The 21,545-nt window shown below is 66.7% G+C and carries 22 protein-coding genes; 3 read left to right on the forward strand and 19 right to left on the reverse strand.

What is annotated here, in order from left to right:
* Positions 1 to 14: 14 nt before the first annotated feature.
* Positions 15 to 914, reverse strand: a complete 900-nt coding sequence (locus ACE37B_RS02430) for a hypothetical protein (protein WP_409921686.1) — start codon at positions 912 to 914, stop codon at positions 15 to 17.
* Between the two features lie 199 nt (positions 915 to 1,113).
* The gene (locus ACE37B_RS02435) at positions 1,114 to 3,471 is read right to left on the reverse strand and encodes a hypothetical protein (RefSeq protein ID WP_409921687.1); all 2,358 of its coding nucleotides are present in this window, start codon (positions 3,469 to 3,471) and stop codon (positions 1,114 to 1,116) included.
* Positions 3,472 to 3,617: 146 nt separating this feature from the next.
* Here ACE37B_RS02435 and ACE37B_RS02440 point away from each other — a divergent pair, with 146 nt between their 5' ends.
* The gene (locus ACE37B_RS02440; RefSeq protein WP_409921688.1) at positions 3,618 to 3,992 is read left to right on the forward strand and encodes a hypothetical protein; all 375 of its coding nucleotides are present in this window, start codon (positions 3,618 to 3,620) and stop codon (positions 3,990 to 3,992) included.
* A gap of 215 nt (positions 3,993 to 4,207) precedes the next feature.
* Here ACE37B_RS02440 and ACE37B_RS02445 read toward each other — a convergent pair whose 3' ends face one another.
* A complete protein-coding gene (locus tag ACE37B_RS02445; protein WP_409921689.1) occupies positions 4,208 to 4,840 on the reverse strand; it encodes a transposase in 633 nt (210 codons plus the stop codon).
* Positions 4,758 to 5,528 (reverse strand): transposase, encoded by a 771-nt coding sequence (locus ACE37B_RS02450; protein ID WP_409921690.1) that lies wholly within the window; start codon positions 5,526 to 5,528, stop codon positions 4,758 to 4,760. The genes ACE37B_RS02445 and ACE37B_RS02450 overlap by 83 nt, the downstream gene beginning before the upstream one ends.
* 310 nt (positions 5,529 to 5,838) lie before the next feature.
* Between ACE37B_RS02450 and ACE37B_RS02455 the strand changes: the two genes are divergently transcribed.
* On the forward strand, positions 5,839 to 6,300 hold the full coding sequence (locus tag ACE37B_RS02455; protein ID WP_409921691.1) for an RNA polymerase sigma factor: 462 nt from the start codon (positions 5,839 to 5,841) through the stop codon (positions 6,298 to 6,300).
* Positions 6,301 to 7,310: 1,010 nt separating this feature from the next.
* On the opposite strand, the gene ACE37B_RS02460 is transcribed toward ACE37B_RS02455, so the two are convergent.
* The 8 genes from ACE37B_RS02460 to def all read right to left on the reverse strand — a co-directional run bounded on the left by ACE37B_RS02460 (position 7,311) and on the right by def (position 13,269).
* On the reverse strand, positions 7,311 to 8,564 hold the full coding sequence (locus ACE37B_RS02460; protein WP_409921692.1) for an ISL3 family transposase: 1,254 nt from the start codon (positions 8,562 to 8,564) through the stop codon (positions 7,311 to 7,313).
* Positions 8,565 to 8,789: 225 nt separating this feature from the next.
* On the reverse strand, positions 8,790 to 9,095 hold the full coding sequence (locus tag ACE37B_RS02465; protein ID WP_409921693.1) for an MGMT family protein: 306 nt from the start codon (positions 9,093 to 9,095) through the stop codon (positions 8,790 to 8,792).
* A gap of 38 nt (positions 9,096 to 9,133) precedes the next feature.
* A complete protein-coding gene (locus ACE37B_RS02470; RefSeq protein ID WP_409921694.1) occupies positions 9,134 to 9,352 on the reverse strand; it encodes a cold shock domain-containing protein in 219 nt (72 codons plus the stop codon).
* On the reverse strand, positions 9,349 to 10,221 hold the full coding sequence (gene hisG / locus ACE37B_RS02475) for an ATP phosphoribosyltransferase (protein ID WP_409921695.1): 873 nt from the start codon (positions 10,219 to 10,221) through the stop codon (positions 9,349 to 9,351). Before hisG ends, ACE37B_RS02470 begins: the two co-directional genes overlap by 4 nt.
* Before the next feature lie 20 nt (positions 10,222 to 10,241).
* Entirely contained in the window at positions 10,242 to 10,733 is a 492-nt protein-coding gene (locus ACE37B_RS02480; protein ID WP_409921696.1) for a molybdenum cofactor biosynthesis protein B, read from the reverse strand.
* On the reverse strand, positions 10,730 to 11,857 hold the full coding sequence (locus tag ACE37B_RS02485) for a transcription antitermination factor NusB (protein WP_409921697.1): 1,128 nt from the start codon (positions 11,855 to 11,857) through the stop codon (positions 10,730 to 10,732). Before ACE37B_RS02485 ends, ACE37B_RS02480 begins: the two co-directional genes overlap by 4 nt.
* Positions 11,854 to 12,696, reverse strand: coding sequence for a methionyl-tRNA formyltransferase (locus tag ACE37B_RS02490; RefSeq protein ID WP_409921698.1), 843 nt, complete (start codon positions 12,694 to 12,696; stop codon positions 11,854 to 11,856). Before ACE37B_RS02490 ends, ACE37B_RS02485 begins: the two co-directional genes overlap by 4 nt.
* A 24-nt stretch (positions 12,697 to 12,720) precedes the next feature.
* A complete protein-coding gene (def, locus tag ACE37B_RS02495) occupies positions 12,721 to 13,269 on the reverse strand; it encodes a peptide deformylase (protein ID WP_409921699.1) in 549 nt (182 codons plus the stop codon).
* A 19-nt stretch (positions 13,270 to 13,288) separates the two neighbouring features.
* Between def and ACE37B_RS02500 the strand changes: the two genes are divergently transcribed.
* Positions 13,289 to 13,975: a class I SAM-dependent methyltransferase gene (locus ACE37B_RS02500; protein ID WP_409921700.1), complete on the forward strand. Its 687-nt coding sequence runs from the start codon at positions 13,289 to 13,291 to the stop codon at positions 13,973 to 13,975.
* A gap of 22 nt (positions 13,976 to 13,997) precedes the next feature.
* Here the strand turns inward: ACE37B_RS02500 and ACE37B_RS02505 are convergent, their stop codons facing one another.
* From ACE37B_RS02505 to mihF, 7 genes are all read right to left on the reverse strand, one after another.
* Positions 13,998 to 15,947, reverse strand: coding sequence for a HelD family protein (locus ACE37B_RS02505; RefSeq protein WP_409921701.1), 1,950 nt, complete (start codon positions 15,945 to 15,947; stop codon positions 13,998 to 14,000).
* Positions 15,948 to 15,986: 39 nt separating this feature from the next.
* A complete protein-coding gene (locus ACE37B_RS02510; protein ID WP_409921702.1) occupies positions 15,987 to 17,720 on the reverse strand; it encodes a hypothetical protein in 1,734 nt (577 codons plus the stop codon).
* Positions 17,721 to 17,843: 123 nt separating this feature from the next.
* Positions 17,844 to 19,034 carry a methionine adenosyltransferase gene (metK, locus tag ACE37B_RS02515; protein ID WP_409921703.1) on the reverse strand — a complete coding sequence of 397 codons (1,191 nt, stop codon included), beginning with the start codon at positions 19,032 to 19,034 and terminating at the stop codon, positions 17,844 to 17,846.
* A gap of 27 nt (positions 19,035 to 19,061) precedes the next feature.
* Positions 19,062 to 20,273 carry a bifunctional phosphopantothenoylcysteine decarboxylase/phosphopantothenate--cysteine ligase CoaBC gene (coaBC, locus tag ACE37B_RS02520; protein ID WP_409921704.1) on the reverse strand — a complete coding sequence of 404 codons (1,212 nt, stop codon included), beginning with the start codon at positions 20,271 to 20,273 and terminating at the stop codon, positions 19,062 to 19,064.
* 30 nt (positions 20,274 to 20,303) lie between these two features.
* Positions 20,304 to 20,633 carry a DNA-directed RNA polymerase subunit omega gene (gene rpoZ, locus ACE37B_RS02525; protein ID WP_409921705.1) on the reverse strand — a complete coding sequence of 110 codons (330 nt, stop codon included), beginning with the start codon at positions 20,631 to 20,633 and terminating at the stop codon, positions 20,304 to 20,306.
* 18 nt (positions 20,634 to 20,651) lie between these two features.
* Positions 20,652 to 21,212, reverse strand: a complete 561-nt coding sequence (locus ACE37B_RS02530; RefSeq protein ID WP_409921706.1) for a guanylate kinase — start codon at positions 21,210 to 21,212, stop codon at positions 20,652 to 20,654.
* Between the two features lie 20 nt (positions 21,213 to 21,232).
* Positions 21,233 to 21,541: an integration host factor, actinobacterial type gene (gene mihF, locus ACE37B_RS02535; protein WP_409921707.1), complete on the reverse strand. Its 309-nt coding sequence runs from the start codon at positions 21,539 to 21,541 to the stop codon at positions 21,233 to 21,235.
* Positions 21,542 to 21,545: the final 4 nt, after the last annotated feature.

The following is a 21,545-nucleotide window of genomic DNA, read 5'->3' on the forward strand; positions in this document are numbered from 1 at the left end:
GACGAGGTCGTCTGTCAGCGCCGAGCGTTGGCGAGCATCTCGGCAATCCGGTGGTCGTCGTAACCTGCTTGTGCCTTCGGGCCGCTTGCCAGGCGTTCGAACACGGCAGTCATCTCGTCGATGACGTCGCGGAACGGAAGGAGAGCGTCTTGGTACCCCGGTCCTGGCGACAAGGTGCGTCCCGGCACCGGCCACTCGAGCGACGCGACGAACTCGGCGATGTCGAAGGGGCGATGGTCTGAGAGGAACGCACGCTCCACGTCTCGCAGCTCGAACTCGTCGTCGAGGAAGAGACCGAAGTCGGTGAAGAAGATGCGCTCTCCGTCGGTCACGATGTTCGATGGATTGGCATCGAAGTGGCCGACGCGGCGATCGCGCAGAAAGTCGGTGACTTCCAGAGCCTGGTTGATCACCGAACCGATTGCGTCCTCGTGTTCGGGAAGCCAGTTCATCAGGACGTGCGGAACGTGCTCGATGAGCAACACGATTGCGTGCTCGGAGGCCTGTCGCTCCTCGATGAAGCGGCGGATCGCTGGATCGTTGTCCCAGTAGGTCACGTAGCGGTCGAGCTCGGCGGTGTCCCGATGCCGTGTCTGGCCGGCCAGCGGGAGCAGCCGATGGTGATGCAGGAGTGGGAAGCTTTCGATGTGACCGTCGAGCACCCAACGGGTGGTCCTCTCGTGCGCAGCGAGCTCACGTCCCGCTCCGAAGCCCGCCGAGCCGACGCCGTACTGGTAGGTCGCTGGAAGATCGAACAGATTCGCCGTGGACGGATACGTCTCGAGTTCGACGGCGGTGACGGGCAACATCTTCACGAAGACCGCATGGTCAGCGATCTCAACCGTCTGCGAGACACCCCACCCCCGGCGAGGTTCGCCCTCAGCGAGCAGCTCGAGCAGGTCGGCGTCGGACATCGAGCTGCAGCGTGTCGACAAATCGGCGTGCCGTGCGATCCGGTCCGTCACCAACGCGAAGCTACCTCCCGTGCCCTTTCGGGACCGCTGATCGACTCGATCGAGTTCCTTCCGGCGAGGAATCGACTCGGAACGGCAGCGGCACCGACTCGTCGGCCAACGAGCCGACCGACTGGAACTGGCGCCTGCGCTGGGGCCGTCAGCCGAAGAGGCCGAAGACGTCGACGACCAAGTGGGTGCGTTCCGAGGAGTAGAGCACGAAGTCGCCGTCGTAGTGGATGTCTGACGGCAGGTTGATGATCGCCTGATTTCCGGTGACGCTCCCGGAGAAGTTCAGGTTGGAGGTACTGATCCGCCTGGGTGGGAGATCAGCCTGCAACGCAATCGCCGTCGCGAAACCGGGGCCATCGGGCCGCACAGCGGTGAGGTTCGCGACGATGGCAAGCCCCGGGGAATAGCCGCGAATCTCGACGCCAGCGCCGGGCGGTATCGACCCGTCACCGTCGAAGGGGCTCGACGCTCGACTGTCGAATTCGCGATAGGGAGCAAGCCCGAGAAACCTCATCCCACCAGGGTTGTCGGCGTAATACCCGACGATGTCGATCGCGATGTCGACGGTTCCAGCGGAGTTCCACACCTCGAAATCGGTACCGCCTGCGAGGTCGATCGTCACGAGCCGATTCACGTTGCGGCCCGCCGGGAAGTTCATCGACGAACCCTCGGGCAGGGGACTCCCGTCCGCGTGAAGCCGAAGAAAGCCGGTCGTCGTCGGGTTGATGGCGGTCACGTTCGCAACGATCGCTACCGCGCCAGGCGTGATGTCTCCGACCGTGGCTCCAATCGAGAGATCGCCGGCGGTGAACGATTCCGACGGTCCGAGTCTCCCACCGTAGATTCGGGTGTCGACCATGCGTTGCGGACGAAGAGGAACGAACCGTGAGCCACCGGCGCCGAACGTCGACGAATAGAAGCCGAAGACGTCCACGACGAGATGCACCGCTCCCACCGAGTTGAACAGATCAACCGATCCGTCTGCGCCCAGCTTGACCGACACCGAGTTGCCGAGCGTGTTGCCCTCGATGAGGTTGAGCGACGCAACCGTCGGCCGATCGAGACCCGACGGCCACACGGTGACGAATCCAAGACCGTTGGGTGACTTCTCGAAACGAACCCCCGTCACGTTCACGACCACCGAGTGCGCGTCGACGGGCACCCCAGCGTTCCCGGCCACGTGAACACGAATCGTCTCACCGCCCTCGACGGGTTGTCGGCCGCGGCCGTCGGCACCGATATCGATCCTCGTGTCGAGCAGCCTCGTCGGTGGCAGCGAGGTGAACTCGCCCAATGATCCGCACACGACGGCGAGGTCGACGATCCTCGTGGCCACCGAGAAGCCCGTTGCGACCCGTCCGTCCCCGAGCAGCACGAGGCTGTCGAGTTGGAAGCATTCGGCGTCGCCGGACACGAGTGCGCTTCCGGTCCTCGCATCGAAAATGGTGAGGCGGTTGTCCGACCACGAATAGCGCAACGGAATGGACGGATCGTCGCGCGCGAGATCGAATGGAGTGGTGTCTCTCAGCTGGCGGCCGTCGGTGTCGTACACCGCCTGAGCTGTCACGATCTCACCCGGTCGAACCACGAACGGAAACGTCGCGCCATCATCGCTTGCGATCGGCTCGACGGACTCGACACCCGAGTCTCCGACGGTGACGATGTAGATCTCGCGACCTGGCTGATCGGTGCCAGCGAACAACACCGCCCTCGTCTCGTCGAGCGGCGCCAACGCAGCAATCGACAGCCCCAACGGCAACGCGTCAGGAGTCCACCAGATCGACGGCCTCATAACCCCGTCGACGATCGCGGCGATCCCGTTCCGAGTTGCCATGACGACCGCATCGGAATCGCCGAGCAAGGCCACCTTCGTCGTGCTCTCTTCACCCAGCCCGATGTCGCGCACGTTCGTCACCGGTGTCGACCTCAGCGTGTCGAGATCGATGCGACTGATCTGCTCTGCGCCCGCTGCCGATTCGCTGAGGTAGGCAGCGCGACCATTTCCCGCGACCACTGCCGACGAGTAGAAGGGGACCTGGTCACCCGCTCGCAGGCGACCGGTCACGATGTCGAGCGTGACGAAGCGACCCTCGTCCGGCCAGGTTCCGAAGAGAAGTCCACGTTCGGGAACCGCAACGGCGTTCTCCAGCCGCAGGTCCGGGAACTCCGTCACCCCGAACCTCACGAACTCGGGCGGGATCACTCGTTCGTCGACCGACGCCGACGTTCCTGAGAAATCACTGGCCGGCGGACTCGCCTCCACCGACAGCTCGAGCGGGGCCGTCGCCGTCACGAGGACCACGACGAGACTCAGGAGCCGCTTCACGGCGATCGAGAACCCGATCGCACGACGGTTCAGCGGCAGCGTGTCGATCGACCGCTGGTATGGATCGGTCGGCACGACATGGGAGTACGGAACTCGAGCGTGAGGTACCAGCCGCCACGGGCCCGCCACGAAGCCGCCGAGCGATCGTCCTGTGATGCCTCGCAGCACCGGATCCAACATCGACCTCCACCATAGATCAACGTCCACGACGGTCCGCCGAGTTCGTTGCGCCGCCGTCGCGCTCACACGGAGCCCGTGGGCGCGCGACCGACGCGCCGTTGAGTGGTACCTCGAAGATCGAGGGGCCCGGTACTAGCGTGTCGGCCGTGAGCGAGGACGACATCGACGACATGGATGAGCTGTTCGACGACGAGCTGGACCAGCTGGACGTCGAACCCGATGAGCTGGATCCCGACCAGCTCGATCAGATCGAACAGGCCCAGCAGGCGATGCAGGAGGCCCGAGCCCGGCTCGCCGAGGTGCCCGCCGAGGTCGTCGTGACGAACCACGTGATGGGGCTGTACGAGTTGGCCGCTATTCACCTCTCGTCGGAAGAGCCCGACCTCGTCCAGGCCGCGCTGGCCATCGACGCGGTCGCGTGTCTGGTCGACGGGTTGGGCGATCGACTCGGCCCGGACGCGCCGACGATGGTCGAAGCGCTGAACAACATCCGCCTGGCGTTCGTCCAGATCAAGGGCTGAAGCGTCACAGCTGAAGCGTCACAGCTGAACCGTCACAGCTGAGCCTGAATCCACCGCGTGGGGTCTTGGGGCTGGCCGATGATGGTGGGTGTGGAGCGAGCGAGTTGTGGTCCTGGCGGACCGGGTTTGGGGCGTGTTGAACCGGGTTCGGACGGTGTTGGTGGGTTCGTGACGCTGGGTCGGGTCTGGGGCGCGTCGGACCGCTGGTCTGTGGGTCAGCCGGCTGGGCCGGGCAGTGCGCGCAGGTTCGTGAGCATTGTGGTGAAGTCGCCGCTCCATGGCCATCGTGTCGGGAAGCGAAGTGTGCGTCGTCCGGATCGGTTCACCGCGACAGCGGGGACCGCGATGATCCGGACGTGCAGGGTTCGGTTGTTGACGGGTTCGTGTCCGCCGAGGGTGACGGTCCAGCGGGCGAGGTTGTGGGCGATCACGGCGCATCCGAACCAGGCGGCGTTCGCTGCGTAGTGGCCGGAAGGGATGTGGGCTGCGCCGCCGTCTTTGAGTTCTCGGATGGCGAGTTCGACCACGGCGTGTTCGCGGTGGAACCGGTCCGCGGCCACGGTGTTGAGGTCGGTGCGGTTGGTGATGAAGCTGTGGTGTCGCCACTCCGGAAAGAGGCGCGCCTGGGCGGTGTCGGCCAGCCGAGCCCGTCGCACGACGAGGCGCACGGTGCGACGATTCTTTTTCAACGGGCCGCCGCCCTCGTAGCTGGTCTCGGCGACCTGGGCGTAGCCGCCGAGGGTGTAGTCGATATCGACCCACGCGTCATCGGGGATGCTCGCGATCGCCGCTTTCACCTTGGCATGATTGGTGACGGTGATCGACCAGGTCATGCTGTGACGGTCCAAGGTTCGCAGCAGTTCCCACGACCAGAACCCCGAATCGGCGCGCACACACTTGGCGCCGGTGTGTTGCTTTGGCTCGGCGTAGGACGCCGGCGAGTTCGTCGATGAATCGGTTGATCCCGCGTGACGATCCGGCTGATCCTTTCCGCATCCGTGAGAACAAGATCTCGCCGGTGCCGGCGCGTGTCGCGACGAGAGGGTGATAGCCGAGACATTTCGTGTAGCCGTATCCGGCGCCCTGCTTCGCGTGACCATGGACCTCACAGATCGTCGAGTCCAAGTCGATCATCAGATCGCTGTCGCCGGGACCCGCGCCCACAGCCCACGCGTTCGTGAGGAGCCGGGCGGCGACAGCGTCGAGTTGGCGGACGAACCCGAACGTGAACGACCTGAGGAACGTACCGATCGTCGAAGGTGCCATCACCCGAAACGGCAACACCGACTGTGTCGCCCCGGCGCGTAGTACGTCGGTGTGATCGATGTGCGTGGCACCCGCACACATCGCCGCGATCAGCGTGCAGAGTTCGCGGCCAGGGGTGTGCGATCCGGTCTTCACCCACTCGTTCGCGAGACGTTCCAAACCGAGCCGCGCCATCAGCGTGGCCACCACGATCAGGCCGGCATTGGCGATCAGGGCGTCATGATCGAATGACGTGTCGTAACGGTCGACGGTGCGCGATACTGGGAACACAGAAAGTGCCTCCTGTTACTTGTGGACTTTGTGACTTCGAACATCACAATCATCCCAGTACAGGGGGCCTTTTTGGTGGACGCGCTCCATCCAACCTCGTCACCTACCCGGTGGATCCAGGCCCAGATCCGAAGCGCCGGATTGTCCACCGAAATCATGCCGTCTCCGCGTCGTCGAGACGTCGGCGACGAGGCCCTCGCTGTGCCTGCGGTTGTGTTGCGCTGTCCGGTTCAACCCCGTAGAGCCAGAAAATTCCAATGATGTGTAGCGGTTTGGGGCCGCCGAGGGGTTCTATAGGTAGGCACCGACGATGGATACCGATAGCGATACCGATGATTTCGACTGCTTTGTCCGCGAAGCTGAGCCGCGTCTACGACGCGCCTACGGCGGCCATCTCGCGCCTCACCGTGTTGGTGACGCCGTCGGTTCTGCGTTGGAGTACGCCTGGACCAATTGGGATCGTGTTGCGCTGATGGAGCATCCGGTCGGCTACTTGTTCCGCGTCGGCCTGTCGAAGTCCCGCAGCCGGAAGCAGGCGCGGCTTCCAACACCTCCACCAAACGAAATGCCCCAGGTCGAACCAGCCCTGATTCGGGCGGTGCAGCAGCTTCCACGGCGCCAGCGAGAGGTGGTGTGGCTTGTCGAAGCGTGCGAATGGACTCCCACAGAGGCTGCAAGAGCCCTCGGTGTGTCCTTGTCCGCGATCCGTACTCATCGATCACGAGGGCTGGAACGCCTTCGACGACAGTTGGGCGTGAAAGCCAATGCGTGAAATCAGTGATCAACTCCGCGAGTGGTCGAAGGCACTCGCGGATGCGTCTGAACCACTCGACGTCCGCAGCGCCAAGCTGCTAGCGACCTCTCCATCCGGATCGCGGGCCAGCCACCGAACGCTGGCCCTTGTGGCCTCGATAGCTGCGATCGCCGCGGGAGTCTTCGCCGTCGCCACGTTAAGCGGCGGTGAACGCATTCGCCCCGGATCCACCACTCTCCCGTTGGTAGCAGGTGAGGTCGCTTCAAGTACCCCAGCGATAACCCAGGTCGCGACAACCCCCAATTCTGTCCAGGATGCCTCACCCGCCGGGCGGAGCGACACAACTGACCACAACTTCCCTAGCGATTTTTTGGATCGGAGGTGGGTACTGTTGGGCGAGTCGCTCGCCGAGACTGGCCCACTACTCGGCGCGTTCGAGATTAGTTCTCTGGGCGTTCGTGGGTTTGATGGCTGCAATGTCTATCGAAGTGACATTGAGATTATGGGAGACGATCGAGTGATCCTCCGAACAGGCGAGGAGCTGAGCACGGTTCTCGGTTGCGGGAACTCGTCTTCATTCCCTCCCGTCGGTGCAGCGGTTCGAGTAGCGAATGGAACGTTGCTCCTTGAAGATCAGAGCCAAGCGATAGCACTCGATTTCATGTCGCTGGAGCCATGGACGGCCTCGACATCGGTACTGGTATGGGAGACCGGATCAACATCGGTTTCCATGACCCTTACGTCACAGGGTGAAGTGAAGTCCAATTGCGGACGACTCGGTTCGTGGGAGTCGCCGTCCTCAATCGTCCTCGACGGGTTGGATCTGATACCCACACCAACGTGCTCATCGGAGGCCGTCGACCTGCTACGAATGATTGTGCCTTTGGGATCACAGGACTCGATCTCGTACTCGCTCCGCGAACTCTCCGGCAGCCGGCTTCTCGTCGGCCCGAGCGACGTTCAGAGCCTGCGCGGTTTCTTCATTGTTAGCCCGGATCTTTCATAGGACTTTGCTGGCTCTCCGCGTTTCAGGGTTGGATCGTGGGTAGGAGGGTCCAGTCGGGTTTGCCGGCGTAGAGGAGGCAGCGGACTCGGTGGTGTCGGAAGTTCACTAGGCCGAACGCGACTCGCTTGATCCGCTTTGCGAGGTTGTTGACTGCCTCGGTTGGTCCGTTCGAGACGTGCGAGCGGTGCCATGCCGTGATCTGGCTCGCCCACTTGGCGATGGTGCGTCCGAGGCGCCGGACCTCGATCGGCATCGACTCGTCTGCGAAGTCGCGAACGATCTCAGCGACCCACTCATCGGCGAGATCGGGGTCGGTGTGGGCGTAGGTCTGACGGACGACTTCCTTCGCGTTCCACGCGAACCACACCTCCTGTCGCGGGTCGCCAGCACGCAGCAGACCAATGAGTCGGTCGTGCTGATCGCCGGTGAGTCGCTCGGCCGCGATCGAGAGTCGACGCCGGATCCGGTCGAGCGGATCGTCCTTGCGGCCCCGATGACCCATGGTCTCGTTCTGCACGCGTCGCCGGCACTCGTCGAGCGCGGTGCCGGCGAGGCGGTGGACGTGGAATGGGTCAGCGACCTGGACCGCCAGCGGGAGCATCGTGTCGAACACGCTGCGGTAGCTGTTCGACAGATCCAGGGTCGCCCACTCGATCCGATCCCGCCACGCCTGCGGACGCGCGGCGAGCCAGCGGCACGGCTCGACCGCTGTTCTGCCCGGCACGACATCGAGGAGCTGGCCGCGGCGCACGTCGACGATCTGCGTCGACCACGACTGCGTCCGGAACCTGCCGAGCCTGGCGAACAGGGTCTCGTCCAGACCGAGCGCATTGACGTCGCCGATGCGGTCGGGATGGTCGATGAGTTGCTCTCCGATCGCGACAACGGCGTCCATCACGGTGTGCCAGCCGCAGCCGAGCTCGCGTGCCACATCGGACACGGCACGACCGTTGCGCCCGACGTGCAACGTCGACCAACGAGCCGCACGGGTCGTCAACGCGCACCGGGTCGTTGCGATCTCGGCGTTGTCGTCGCACCAGCAGCGGCCACACGTCGTGCAGCGCCAGCGTTGCTTGCGCCACACCAACCGGGTCGAGCGGCCGAACACCGGCAGATCCACGAACTCGACCTCGCGGATCCCGTGTCGATGCACCACGCCGCCACACGAACAGTCCGGTCGACCGGTCGGCGTCTCGACAACAACGCGCAGCCACCTCGGCCAGTCCCCGACACCGATCACGTTCACGTCGGGCAACCCGACCAGGAGCGCGCACATGCGCGTAGCATCGATTTCCAAGCAGGGGCTCCTCGCAACTCAACGACTTCGACATCGCTGAGACTTGCAGAGCCCCTGTGGCGCGCCCGGGATCAACCCCGAACCATCACCCAACCCTCAGACGCGGAGAACCCACAATCATCCCAGTACAGGGGGCCTTTTTGGTGGACGCGCTCCATCCAACCTCGTCACCTACCCGGTGGATCCAGGCTGAAGCGTCACAGCTCAAGCATCACAGCTGAACCGGCCGATCGGGGCGTCGATCACTCGGCCCGACCGCACGATCACACCCTCGCTCGTCAGCAGTTCGGCCTGCTGCCGCGGGTCCGACGCCCGCAGCACGCCAGCGGCGTTGACCACGCGCCACCACGGCACGTCCCAGTCGGTGGTTGCCAGGATCCGGCCCACGAGACGCGCCTGCGTGGGGTAGCCGGCCACCTCGGCGACGTCGCCGTACGTGGTCACCTCGCCCTCGGCCAACGACATCAACACCGCGAGGATGCGCTGTTCGCGTTCGCTCCCCGTCGTCACGATGCAAGGGTCACGGGCCAGGGGTCACGGAGCGGTTATCAGGGCCGGATGTTGGCCGCTTCGTAGCGCCCGAGTTTGGCGAGGAGGTCGAAACTCACAGTTGCTCCCACTTCGATGCCACGCGACCCGTCGGCGATCTCGATGCAGTGGAACGCGAACACGTCGCCATCGGCGGTTCGGATGGACCCGAGCCCGACCGCGGCGTCGAACTCGCTGACCGTGCCCGAAAGTCCCCGACCGCGAGCGAGTTCGGTCACGGGACGATCTTCGAGATCGGCATCTCGACGAGGTCGGTGGCGCCGGCTTCTCGCAGCGCCGGGATGATCAGGTTGATCTGTCGCTTCTCGACCACCGACTCCACGGCGAACCCGCCGCCGGCGAGCTCGGAGATCGTCGGCGACTTCATCGACGGGAGCACGGCGAGCACCGCCGCGCGATCCGCGTCGCTCACGTTCAGCTTGAGCAGCACTCGGCCGCGAGCGTCGAGCACGCCGTTGAGCAGCGTCATCACCTGCTCCATCGCCTTGGCCTTCTCGGGATCGGCGGCCGACTCCGGGTTCGCGATCACCTCGGTGTAGCTGGTGAGAATCGTGTCGATCACCTTGAGGCCGGCGGCTCGCAGCGCTCGACCCGTCTCGGTGATCTCGACGACGACGTCGGCGATGTCGGGAATCTTGGCCTCGGTCGCGCCGTAGGAGAGCCGCACGTTGGCGTCGACGCCCTTGGCGGCGAAGAAGCGCTTGGTCAGTTCCGGGTACTCCGATTGCACCCGCACCCCGTCGGGCAAGTCGGTGACCGACTGCGCCGGCGAATCGCCGGCGACCGCGACCACGAGGCGAATCGGCTTGCTGGTCGCCTTCGAGTACTTGAGCTCACCCAGGCTGACCACGGTGCTGGCGGTCTCCTCGATCCAGTCGCGACCGGTGATCCCGATGTCGAAGAGCCCCTCCTCGACGTACATCGGGATCTCCTGGGGGCGCAGGATCCGGACGGATTCGATCCGCGGGTCGTCGATCGTCGCCTGGTAGTCGACCGACGACGACCGGTTGACCGGCAGATCGGCTGCCTCGAACAGCTCCAGCGTCGCTCGTTCCAACGAACCCTTTGGCAAGACCAGTCGCAGCACCGGGCGGAGGCTATCGGCGCTCAGTGCGACGTGTCGGTGTCGTTGAGCAGGCGCAGGGCATGCGGGAGCACGTCGATGATCGCGCCGAGCTGCTCGACGCAGCCGTTGGTGCTGCCCGGCGTGTTGACGACGATCGACTGCCCTCGCACGCCGGCGATGCCGCGCGACAGGCGCCCGAGCGGGTTGCACAGCCGCATCGCTTCGGCCAGACCCGGCGCTTCGCGTTCGATCACCGCGCGGGTTCCCTCCGGGGTCTGGTCGCGCGGGGCGAAGCCGGTGCCGCCCGTCGACACGACGACGCCGGCGAAGCCGTCGGTCATCTCGCGCAGCATGGTCGCCACGTTGTCGGTGCCGTCGGCCGTCACCCGGTGATCGACCACGTCGAACCCGTGCTCTCGCAGGAACGCAACGAGCGCAGCCCCGCTGCGGTCCTCGCGGGTTCCGTGCACCACGCCGTCGGAGCAGGTGAGCACCTTGGCGAACGGGGTCGGGGCGGCGGTCGGATCGCTCATCGACGTCGACGGTAGCGAATCATCGTCATGCCGTCGGTGTCGGCATCTTGTGGCAGGACGCGCCACCCCTGCCGATACGCACGCCACTCCCCGACCGTCGGCGGGGTCTCGTCGACCTCGAAGCCGTCGGGAGTCGGGTGATCCACCGACTCCGCCGAGCCCAGGGTGCAGACGCTGTACACGAGGCGACCTCCCGGAGCCACGAGCGGCGCCACTGCCGAGAGCAGCGATCGCTGCAGCGCGGCGAGCTCGACCACGTCGCTGCGTTGGATTCGCCACCTCGCGTCGGCGCGCCGGCGCAGCGCGCCGAGCCCCGAGCACGGAGCGTCGAGCAGGACCGCATCGAACGATCCGGGCCGAAACGGTGGCGCCGTGCTGTCGGCGGTCACCACCGGCACGTCGAGACCGAGTCGGCGGGCATTGTCGACGATCAAGCGGCTTCGCCCGATCCCCCGATCGGCCGCCACCACCGTCGCTCCGGCGGACGCCAACGCCGTGGCCTTGCCTCCCGGCGCGGCGCACACGTCGAGGATCCGCTCACCCGGCGCGACCTCGACGCCCGCTGCGACCCACTGCGACGACTCGTCCTGGACGTAGCCGTCGGCGCGTTCGGTCACCGGGGGCGCCTGATTCATGCGCTCCAGTGCGGTGATCGACTCGTCGCCCAGCTCGGCGGTCAGCAACTCGACGATCCAGTCGGGGTAGCTGAGGCGAGCCGCCTCCGAGGGCCACGTGAGCGCGCTGACGTCGAGCCGCGCCACCTTGCGCAGGACGGCGTTGACGAAGCCCCGGGTCCGCTTGGGGGCGAGGCCGACGGTTTCACCGACGGCGGCGTGGGGCGCCACCCCGGCGAACGCGAGTTGGTAGGCGCCGAGGCGCAGGATCGTGCGCGTGCGCTCGTCGGGCGGCGACGTGACGTATCGGTCGACGAGCGAATCGCACGCTCGGCGCATACGCGTCGTCCCGTAGACCAACTCGGTGGCGAAGCGCCGGTCCTGTTCGTCGAGATCGGAGCGCGACAGCGCCGGGCCGAGCGCCAGGTTCGCGTACGCGCCGTCACGCTCGATCCTGGTCAGCACGTCGGCGGCCACGTGCCGCGCCGAACGGCCGGTTTCTTCGCTCACCGGTCGCCGAACAGTTCGTCGGGCCGCGGCTGGGCACCGTTTCGCCACGCGTCGAACGGCATCGGCCCTTTGCCCTCGGGCTGCACCACGGTCGGGACGAGACGTCCGTCGACGACCTCGGCGGCGTGGATCTTGAGTCGCTTGTCTCGGAACGTGGTCCACATGCCGCCGACGCGAACGCGCCGATGCAGCAGCTCGACCGGCTCGTTCCAGTCGATCTCGAACTCGGCCTTGTCCAACTTGGCGGCGTAGACCGGCTCGCCGACCTGCGGCTGCGGCTCGTCGATCCAGTCGCCCAGCGGTCGCGACAGGCACTCGACGAGCACGCGCGATCCGACCTCGACCAGCCGGGTTCGGAGTTCGTCGGCCGTGACGGCGTCGTCGATCGGGACCCGCTCCTCGGCGTGGATGCCGCCCGTGTCGAGCCCTTCCTCGACCCGCATCACGTCGACACCCGTTTCGGCGTCGCCCGCGAGCATCGCCCGCTCGACCGGCGCAGCACCGCGCCAGCGCGGCAGTAACGAGAAGTGCAGGTTGACCATCGGCACGGCATCGAGCAGATGCGGCTTGATGATGCGTCCGTACGCGACCACGACACCGAGTTCGGCACCGTCGTCGACCGCCGCGAGCACGTCGTCGGGGTCGTGAGACACCGTCAGGCCGAGTTCGAGCGCGGCGGCCTTGACCGGGCTCGGCGACAGCGCGGCGCCCCGGCCTCGCTTCTTGTCGACACGCGTGATGACGCGAACGACATCGTGACCGGCATCGACGAGGGCTCGCAGGGGCGGCACCGCCATCTCCGGGGTGCCGAGGTAGACGAGCTTCATCGGCGCGGTCATCGACGCAATCTCATCGGCGAGTCGTCAGGACAGACGCAGGCGCCGGCGGAGCCCGGAGCGTTCGGCCGCCGCAGCCTGGCTCACCGACTCCTCTTCGATCCGCCGGTACTCGGCGAGTGCTTCCTTGCGCTGGTCCCCCTCGAGCCGGTCGAACATCAGCACGCCGTTGAGGTGGTCGATCTCGTGCTGGAACATGCGCGCTTCGAGTTCGTCGGCCTCGATCTCGATGATCTCGCCGTCGATGCTGACGCCGCGCACGAGCACCTGCTTGGGTCGAAGCATCTCGACGTACAGACCCGGGATCGACAGGCAGCCCTCGTCGAAGACCCATTCGCCGTCGGACTCGACGATCTCGGGGTTGATGATCGCCAACGGGTCGTCACCGAGATCCCAGACGACCACCTGCTTCTGCACCCCGATCTGTGGGGCTGCGAGCGCCAGGCCGTTGCCGGAGTCGACCAGGGTGTCGAACATGTCGTTGACGAGGCGGATGACCTTGCCGTCGACGTTGTCGACCTTCATCGCCTTGCTCTTCAGCACGGGGTCGCCGTATGTCCTGATCTTGTACGACATCCCTGCCAGGCTAGGACCCGTGCCCCCCGATCCCGACCATCGAGCTCACGAACCAGCCGACGAGCGAGCCGGCGAGGGCGACGCCCAGTACTTCGAACACCGACCCACGGTCCCGTCCGATCCGGTCGTGGTCGACGTCAGCCTCCCCGACACCGCGTTCGCGATGGAGACCGATCGCGGGGTGTTCAGCCGAGGACACGTCGACGCCGGCACGGCGTTCCTGCTCCGAGCCGACCCGCCGCTCGTGTCGCACGGGCACGTGCTCGATCTCGGCTGCGGGGCTGGCGTGATCGCACTGACCATGGCCCGGCGATCACCCGACGCGACGGTCTGGGCCGTCGACGTCAACGAGCGCGCGCGAGACCTCTGCCGGCGCAACGCCGAGCGCAACGCGATCGCGAACGTGCGCGTGGCCGCGCCCGACGACGTGCCCGACGACGTGTCGTTCGGCACGATCTGGTCGAACCCGCCGATCCGGATCGGCAAGCAGGCACTGCACGACCTCCTCCTGCGCTGGCTCGCCCGACTGTCGTGTGAGGGCACGGCGGCGCTGGTCGTCCAGAAGCATCTCGGTGCCGACTCGTTGCAGCGCTGGCTGATCGACCGGGGCCATCCCACCGAGCGCATCGGATCCAAAGCCGGCTTCCGGCTGCTCGCCGTGAGGGCCGCGACCGAAACGGACCCCGACCGGACCGAGGCGACCTGAAGCTGTCGGCGATCCCGTCCCGTCAAGCGAGCAGGTCGGGGATCGCTGCGTCGCTCACCATCACCAGGCGCTGCACCGCCCGGGTCATCGCGACGTAGAGCAGCCGGGCACCGAGCGCGGTCGGGCCGCCGTCGGCGTGGCCTTCGGCGAGGATCTCGTGCGGGTTGACGACCACCACCCCGTCGAACTCCAGGCCTTTCACCGCGTGCGCCTCGAAGAGCGGCACCTCGGCCGTTTCCAGGGCGTGCACACGATCGACTGCACGCAGACCGAGGCTGGCGAGTTCGTCGCGAAGCGCATCGTGGAGTCGTGCCGGAGCGACGACACCGGTGAGCTTGTGGAGGCGCTTGACCGCCACGGCGTGCGCGGCGACGCGCGAGGCCAGCGTCGCGGCCGAGCCCACGTGCCACTCGGGAGGCGAGCCGCCCATCCGCACGCTGCGACTCGCCGTGGCATCGACACCGGTCGCCGCAAGGAGCCGATTGGCGACCCGCAAGATCGGGTCGGGCACGCGGTAGCCGATCGTGAGTTCGGCGATCGTCCCCGACGACGCCGACACCCCGAGATGAGCGAACACGTCGGCCCATCGCTCTTGACCTGCGGGAGCCGTCGACTGTGCGACGTCGCCGACGAGCGTCATCGAGCCGGTTGCCGCCCGGCGAGCGATGACCCGGAGCGCCACCGCCGAGTGATCTTGCGCTTCGTCGACGATCACGTGGCCGTACGTGAACGGGGTTCCGTCGAGGATCGAGTTCGCTTCGTCGACCAACAACTGATCGGCACGAGTCCAGACTCGCCGCCTGCCCGCTGGTCCCGGCAGCAGACGATCGACCAGCTTCACGGCATGCTGAGTCGGCCATGCCGCCGTGATCGCCGACTTGAGAGGCGCGGCGGAACTCCACGCGTCGTCGCGGCCCGTTCGGCGAAGCAGCTCGCGCTTCGCGATCGCGGTCAGCCGCGCTCGGCGCTGATTGACGGGAGCGTTACCGGACGTTGCCGTCTCCACCCAGCTGGCGAACTCCGCTGCCGAGATGACGTGATTGCGGACGCCGATCGGCACGACGACGTCGTCGACCGGTGCCTTGATCGCACCCAACGCCGCTCGTTCGAGATCGCGGACTCGCTCCGCATCTCCTTTCCATCGAGCCATGTCGATGTCGTCGTCACCGGTGACCTCGACCCGCGGCAGACACAGCTCGTCGACCGTCGCCTGGCGCACTCGACGCTCACCCAGCGACGGCAACACGTTGCCGATGTAGTCGAGAAACGCATCGTTGGGTCCGATGACCAGCACGCCGTCACGGGCGAGACGCGCTCGATGCTCGAAGAGCAGGAAGGCCGCACGGTGCAGCGCAACGGCCGTCTTGCCGGTTCCCGGACCGCCCTGGACGATGAGCGCCTGATCGATGTCGGAGCGAATCACCACGTCCTGTTCGCCCTGGATGGTGGCGACGATCTCACGCATGGCGCCGTCACGCTCGGCCCCGATCTCGGCGAGCACCGGATCCGGAATTCCCGCAGCACTCGTCCCCGACTCCGGATCGTCGAGGTGTTCGTCGAGGTAGGCGACCAAGTCGCCGTCGTCATCGAGCGTGAACCGCCTCCGGAACGCCACCCCCAGCGGGTCGATCGCCGTCGCGCGGTAGAAGGGAGCGGCGATCGGCGCACGCCAGTCGACCACGAGGGGGTCGTGATCGTCGTTCTCGATGTGGCGACGACCGATGTACCAGCGATCGACGGCACCATCCGCCCCCGGCTCGTCGATGCGCCCGAAGAACTCTCCGGCGCCCGGTCCGTTGAGGTCGAGCAGCGCCTCGGCAACCGTGACCTCGATGTACTCCTTGGTGATCTCGTCTGCTGCACCAGCGGGGTCGACCGCCGACAACCGCTCGATCATCCGGTCGCGCGCCGAACGCGACGCCTCCAGGCGCGACCGCTCCATGTCGAGCTCGGGGAACAGGTCAGCGTTCAAGGGCCGATCGACGCTACCGGCTCCGTCGATGCATGCGCCTCAGATCCGCGGCGGATCGACCGTCACCTTGATGCGAGCGCCCGGCGGACGTTGCGCCGCGTTGAGCGCTCGCCCGAGGTCGAACCAGTCGTCGGCACGGATCAGGAACCCTTCGTCGCCGTTGCCGCCGACCTCGACGACGGACCGGTCGAGTTGGTCGACCACCTCGACGCTGAACTCGCCCGACACCGTGGCCAACGCTCCGTAAGGGGGCAGCCGGAGCATCTGGCGACGCTCACGTTCGGCGTGTACGACGATGTCGGGCTTGGCCGCCGCTGCAGCCCGGATCACCTCGTGGTCGGGGTTGAACGTCTGGATCAGCACCGTCGGCGCGATCCTGCCCGCTCGGATGATCAGGGCAAGCGCCTGCTCCGAGGCACGAAACCGGGGTGCCAGCATCTCGGAGTCGAACTCGAGAAACGCCACGACGTCGGTGCGCTGCAGTCGGTGCAGTGCCGCCTCCGTGCCGACGTAGATGTCGGCGCGTCGAGGCGGCTCGTCCTCGGCGCCCGTGATCGCGACGACATGCCGGTTCGCCGCCTTCTCCAGTTCTTCGCGCAGACGGGTGACGCCCGGTCGGAGGTTGGCGAAGTTGCCAGCGCCGCACTCCTGACAGACCGGGGGCCGAGTCGTGTCGCAGCGACGGCACACCAATCGACCGTCGTCGCCGAGCCCGACGGCTGCGTCGCAGCGCTCACAACGCGTCAGCGTCCGACAGGTTCGACACGCCAGCACGCGGGCACGCCCGGTGGTGTTGCTGATGCACACCACGTGCTGCAGCGGATCCCGAAGGTGCTCGATCAGTTCGCTCGTCACCAGCGAGCGCTTCCACGGGTCCTCGTCGGTCCGGTCCACGACCTCGATTCGCGGCCAGTGCAGTTGCTCGCGCCGGTGGGGCGGATGGACCACCCCGCCCGGGCCGGCGAGCTCCTCGACCGCCACGAGCGTCGGCGCCGGCGACACGAACACCGCCGGGACCCCGGCACGGCGGCAGCGCTCGGCGACGACGTCGCGGGCGTGCCACGTCGGGGACCGCTCCTCCTGCAGCGCCTCGTCGTGTTCGTCGACGACGACGGCGGCCGCCAAGCCGGTGCACGGCATCCACGCGGCCGAACGCGATCCGACGACGACGTCGACGCCCCCGGCGGCGGCGGCCCAGTCGTCGGGCACCGCCGCGACGGTGGCACCGGTTCGCCGGAGTCGAGCAGCGAGCAGGGCGGCATCGTCGACGGACGGCACGATCACGAGCGTCGGACCGCGCCGGATCGCCGACAGCACGGTCGGCAACACATCCGAACGAGGCGGAAGCCGCAACACACCACCACCGAGATCGAGCAGTTGGGTCGTGGCGGGCGAACTCGGCCCCGGGTCGATCGCCCGACGATGCGGCGGTGGAATCGACCGAATCGCTCGCTTGGGCGACGCTGCGACGAGGAACGGCCGGAGCCGACGGCCCGCCCAACGGACCGCCGCCCACGACGCGAGCTCGATCATCGCTTCCGACGGGCCGTGCCCGGTCACCTTCAGGATCGGCTTGAGATCCTCGGCGTCGACGCCGCTCTCGGATCGGTCGACCACCGCGAGGACCCACCCACCGATACGCCGACCGTGCAACTCGACGCGCACCATCGTGCCGACCTCGACCTGCTCGGCGAGGTCGTCGGGGATCAGGTAGTCGAACTGTTTGTCGAGCCCGGTCACGTCGGGCAGCACGCGGGCGATCACACCCGGCACCAGGTCATCGAGGCAACGGCGCGACCGCTCGACGCCAGCGGTCTCACGGCCGACCGTCCTGGCCGCGGCCTTCCCGTCGTCGGCCTTCCCGTCGTCGGCGCGGTGATGTCCGCCGACGAAGAGTCAGGCGCCGAGGGCCGACTTCAACTCGTCGAGACGCCCGAGCTGCTCCCACGGGAATTCCTCACGGCCGAAGTGACCGTAGGCCGCCGACTTCTTGTAGATCGGACGCTTGAGATCGAGATCGCGGACGATCGCACCGGGACGCAGATCGAACGTGGCGCGGACGGCCGCTTCGATCTTCGACGGATCTTCCTTGGCCGTACCGAAGGTCTCGACGAGGATGCTCATCGGTTGGGCCATGCCGATCGCGTACGCCAGCTGGATCTCGCAGCGGTCAGCGGCGCCGGAGGCGACGACGTGCTTGGCGACCCAACGGCCGGCGTAGGCGGCCGAGCGGTCGACCTTCGACGGGTCCTTGCCCGAGAAGGCGCCGCCGCCGTGGCGACCCATGCCGCCGTAGGTGTCGACGATGATCTTGCGACCCGTCAGGCCGCAGTCGGCGTAGGGGCCGCCGAGGACGAACTTGCCCGTCGGGTTGATGTAGATCTGGTACTCGTCGTCGGCGAACTGCTCGGGGATCACCGGGCGGATCACCTGGTCGATGAGATCGGGACGGATCACCGTGTCGCGGTCGATCCCGTCCTGATGCTGCGTCGAGATGAGCACGGCCTTGAGCGCGACCGGAACGCCGTGCTCGTCGTACTCGAAGGTCACCTGGGTCTTGCCGTCGGGGCGCAGGTACGGGATCTGCCCGGACTTGCGAACCTCGGCGAGCCGCTCCGCCAACCGGTGAGCGGTGTTGATCGGCAGCGGCATCAGCGCGTCGGTCTCGTTGCACGCGTAGCCGAACATCATGCCCTGATCGCCAGCACCTTGAAGGTTCAATTCGTCCTCGCCGGACGTGCCGCCGCGGACTTCTTCACTGGTGTCGACGCCCTGCGCGATGTCGGGGCTCTGCTCGTCGAGGGTGACCATCACACCACAGGTGTTGCCGTCGAAGCCGAACAGCGCGTTGTCGTAGCCGATGCCGTTGATCGTGTCGCGGGCGATCCGAGGGATCTCGACGTACGCCGAGGTGCTGATCTCACCCGCCACCACGCAGAGCCCGGTCGTGACCAGGGTCTCGCAGGCGACGCGGGCATCGGGATCCTCGGCGAGGATCGCATCGAGGACCGCGTCGGAGATCTGATCGGCCATCTTGTCGGGATGACCCTCGGTGACGCTTTCGGAGGTGAACGTGTAGTTAGCCATTGGTGTGTCCTGTCTTGGTGTCGACGATCAGCGCGCTCGCATGATCTCGACGATCGTGTCGATAACGGCTCGGGCGACATCTCGCTTGGCAGCGAGGTCGATCTCGACAGGCTCCGCCCCGGGCCGAAGCATCGTAACCGCATTCGTGTCGTGAGCGAAGCCAACCTGCGCAGCGCCGACGTCGTTGGCAACGATGAGATCGAGCCGCTTCGCCTCCAGCTTCGCCTGCGCGTTGGCGACGAGATCGTCGGTCTCGGCCGCGAAACCGACGAGCACCTGACCATCGCGTTTCGCTGCGCCCAGCCCCGCGAGGATGTCGGGCGTCGGCTCGAGCACGATGTCGGGCACGCCGTCGCGCTTCTTGATCTTGCCGCCCGCAGTGGTCGCCGGGCGGAAGTCGGCCACCGCAGCGGCCATGACGATCACGTCGTTGCTCGAAGCGGCCTCTCGCATGGCGGCCTCCATCTGCGACGCCGTCTCGACCGCAACGACGGTCGTGCCGAACGGAGGGGACAACTCGACCGTCGACACGATCGTGACGTCGGCACCGCGAGCGGCCGCCTCGGCAGCGATCGCATACCCCTGCTTGCCCGAACTGCGATTGGCGATGACGCGCACAGCGTCGATCGGCTCGCGCGTCCCGCCCGCTGACACGACCACGCGGACACCGGCGAGGTCTCGCGGGCCGAGCACCGACTCGACCGCGGCGACGATGCGCGCCGGTTCGGCCAGACGGCCCATCCCAGTATCGCCTCCGGCCAGGCGACCGGGCTCCGGCTCGACGATGTGGACGCCTCGTTCACGGAGGACGGCGATGTTGTCGACCACACTCGGGTGCTCCCACATCTCGGTGTGCATCGCCGGACAGACGACGACCGGGGCCCGCGTCGCCAACAACGTGTTGGTCAACAGGTCGTGGCTGAAGCCGGACCGGTAGGCCGACAGCAGCTTGGCAGTGGCGGGCGCCACCAGGATCAGGTCGGCACCCTGGCCGACCTTGGTGTGCGGGATCGGTGTCTCGGGGTCGTGCCACAACTCAGTGCGGACGGGCTCGGACGCCAGCGCGCTCAGCGTCGTGGTTCCCACGAAGTGCTGCGCTGCATCCGTCATGATCGGCGCCACGTGGGCACCGGCATCGACGAGTCGACGAGCGATCTCGATGGCCTTGTAGGCGGCGATTCCGCCCGTCACACCGAGCACGATGCGCTTGCCGGCAAGGGGGCCGGCGTGTTGAGTCACGGTCCTGAGCTGCCGCTCGGGGAAACCGGATCAGTCGGTGCTCTCGACGGCCGGATCGGTAGCGTCGTCGCTGACCGCCTCCGCTTCGGCGTCGGCGACATCGTCGGACACGGGCGCAGGCGGCTCGGTCCAGATGATCTTGTCGTCAGCGATCTCCTGGAACCCGATCGACAGCGGCTTGCGCGCTGTCGACGACACCTGCGGCGGGATCATGTGGCCGAGGCCATCGCCGAGTTGGTTGAAGTACGAGTTGATGTTGCGCGCCCGACGAGCGGCGAGCGTGACCAGCGTGAACTTGTTGAGGTTCGGCTTCTCGAGCAGCGTCTCGATCGACGGGTTGATCAACGTGTCATTGTCCATCGGCATAGTCCTCCCACCCTACCCGTGCTGGCGACTGGATCGGACTGCATCGATGATCCCGAGCATCTCGTCGATCGTCTCCTCGAGATCATCGTTGACGACCGTGAAGTCGGCGAGGCGCCGCCCGACCGGTTCTTCCTCTTCCGCCTTCTTCAGGCGAGCAAGGACCTTGTGCTCCAGATCGCCGCGGCCCCGCAGACGCCGTTCCTGTTCGGCACGCGAGGGCGGCAGCACGAAGATGAGCACGGCGTCAGGGTGGATGCGCTTCACCTGTTGCGCGCCGTCGACTTCGATCTCGAGCACGAGGTCACGGGATTCGTCGACGTCCGGGGTGGGCGATCCGTAGTAGTTGCCGAGGAACTCGGTCCATTCCAAGAACCCACCGTCGGAGATGCGCTGTTCGAACTGGGCGGTGGTGGTGAAGACGTAGGCGTCGTCGGATTCCGACGGGCGCTGCTCGCGAGTGGTCCACGACCGACTCAGGAACAGCGCCGGGTCGCGCTCGACCAGCGCATCGACGATGGTTCCCTTGCCGACTCCACCAGGTCCGGAAACGACGATGATCACAGGGGATTCCACCGCTTCAGGCCGCGATGGTTTCAATGCAGTTCGTCGAGCAGCGCTTTGCGTTGCTGCGCCCCGAGCCCCTGCACGCGACGGTTGTCGGCGATGCCGATCTCGTCCATCAGCTTGCGCGCCTTGACCTTGCCGACACCGGGGAGCGACTCGAGCATCGAGACGACCTTGAGTTTGCCGACGTTGTCGTCGTCGGAATCCAGGGCTTCTTTCAGTGTCATCGAGCCCATCTTGAGCCGCGCTTTGATGTCGGCACGAGCGGCTCGGGCCTCGGCCGCCTTGACGAGCGCAGCCGCCCGCTGCTCCGGGGTCAACGGTGGTGGTGTTGCCATGAAG

Source organism: Ilumatobacter sp. (genome assembly GCF_046290335.1).
Taxonomy (GTDB): domain Bacteria; phylum Actinomycetota; class Acidimicrobiia; order Acidimicrobiales; family Ilumatobacteraceae; genus Ilumatobacter_A.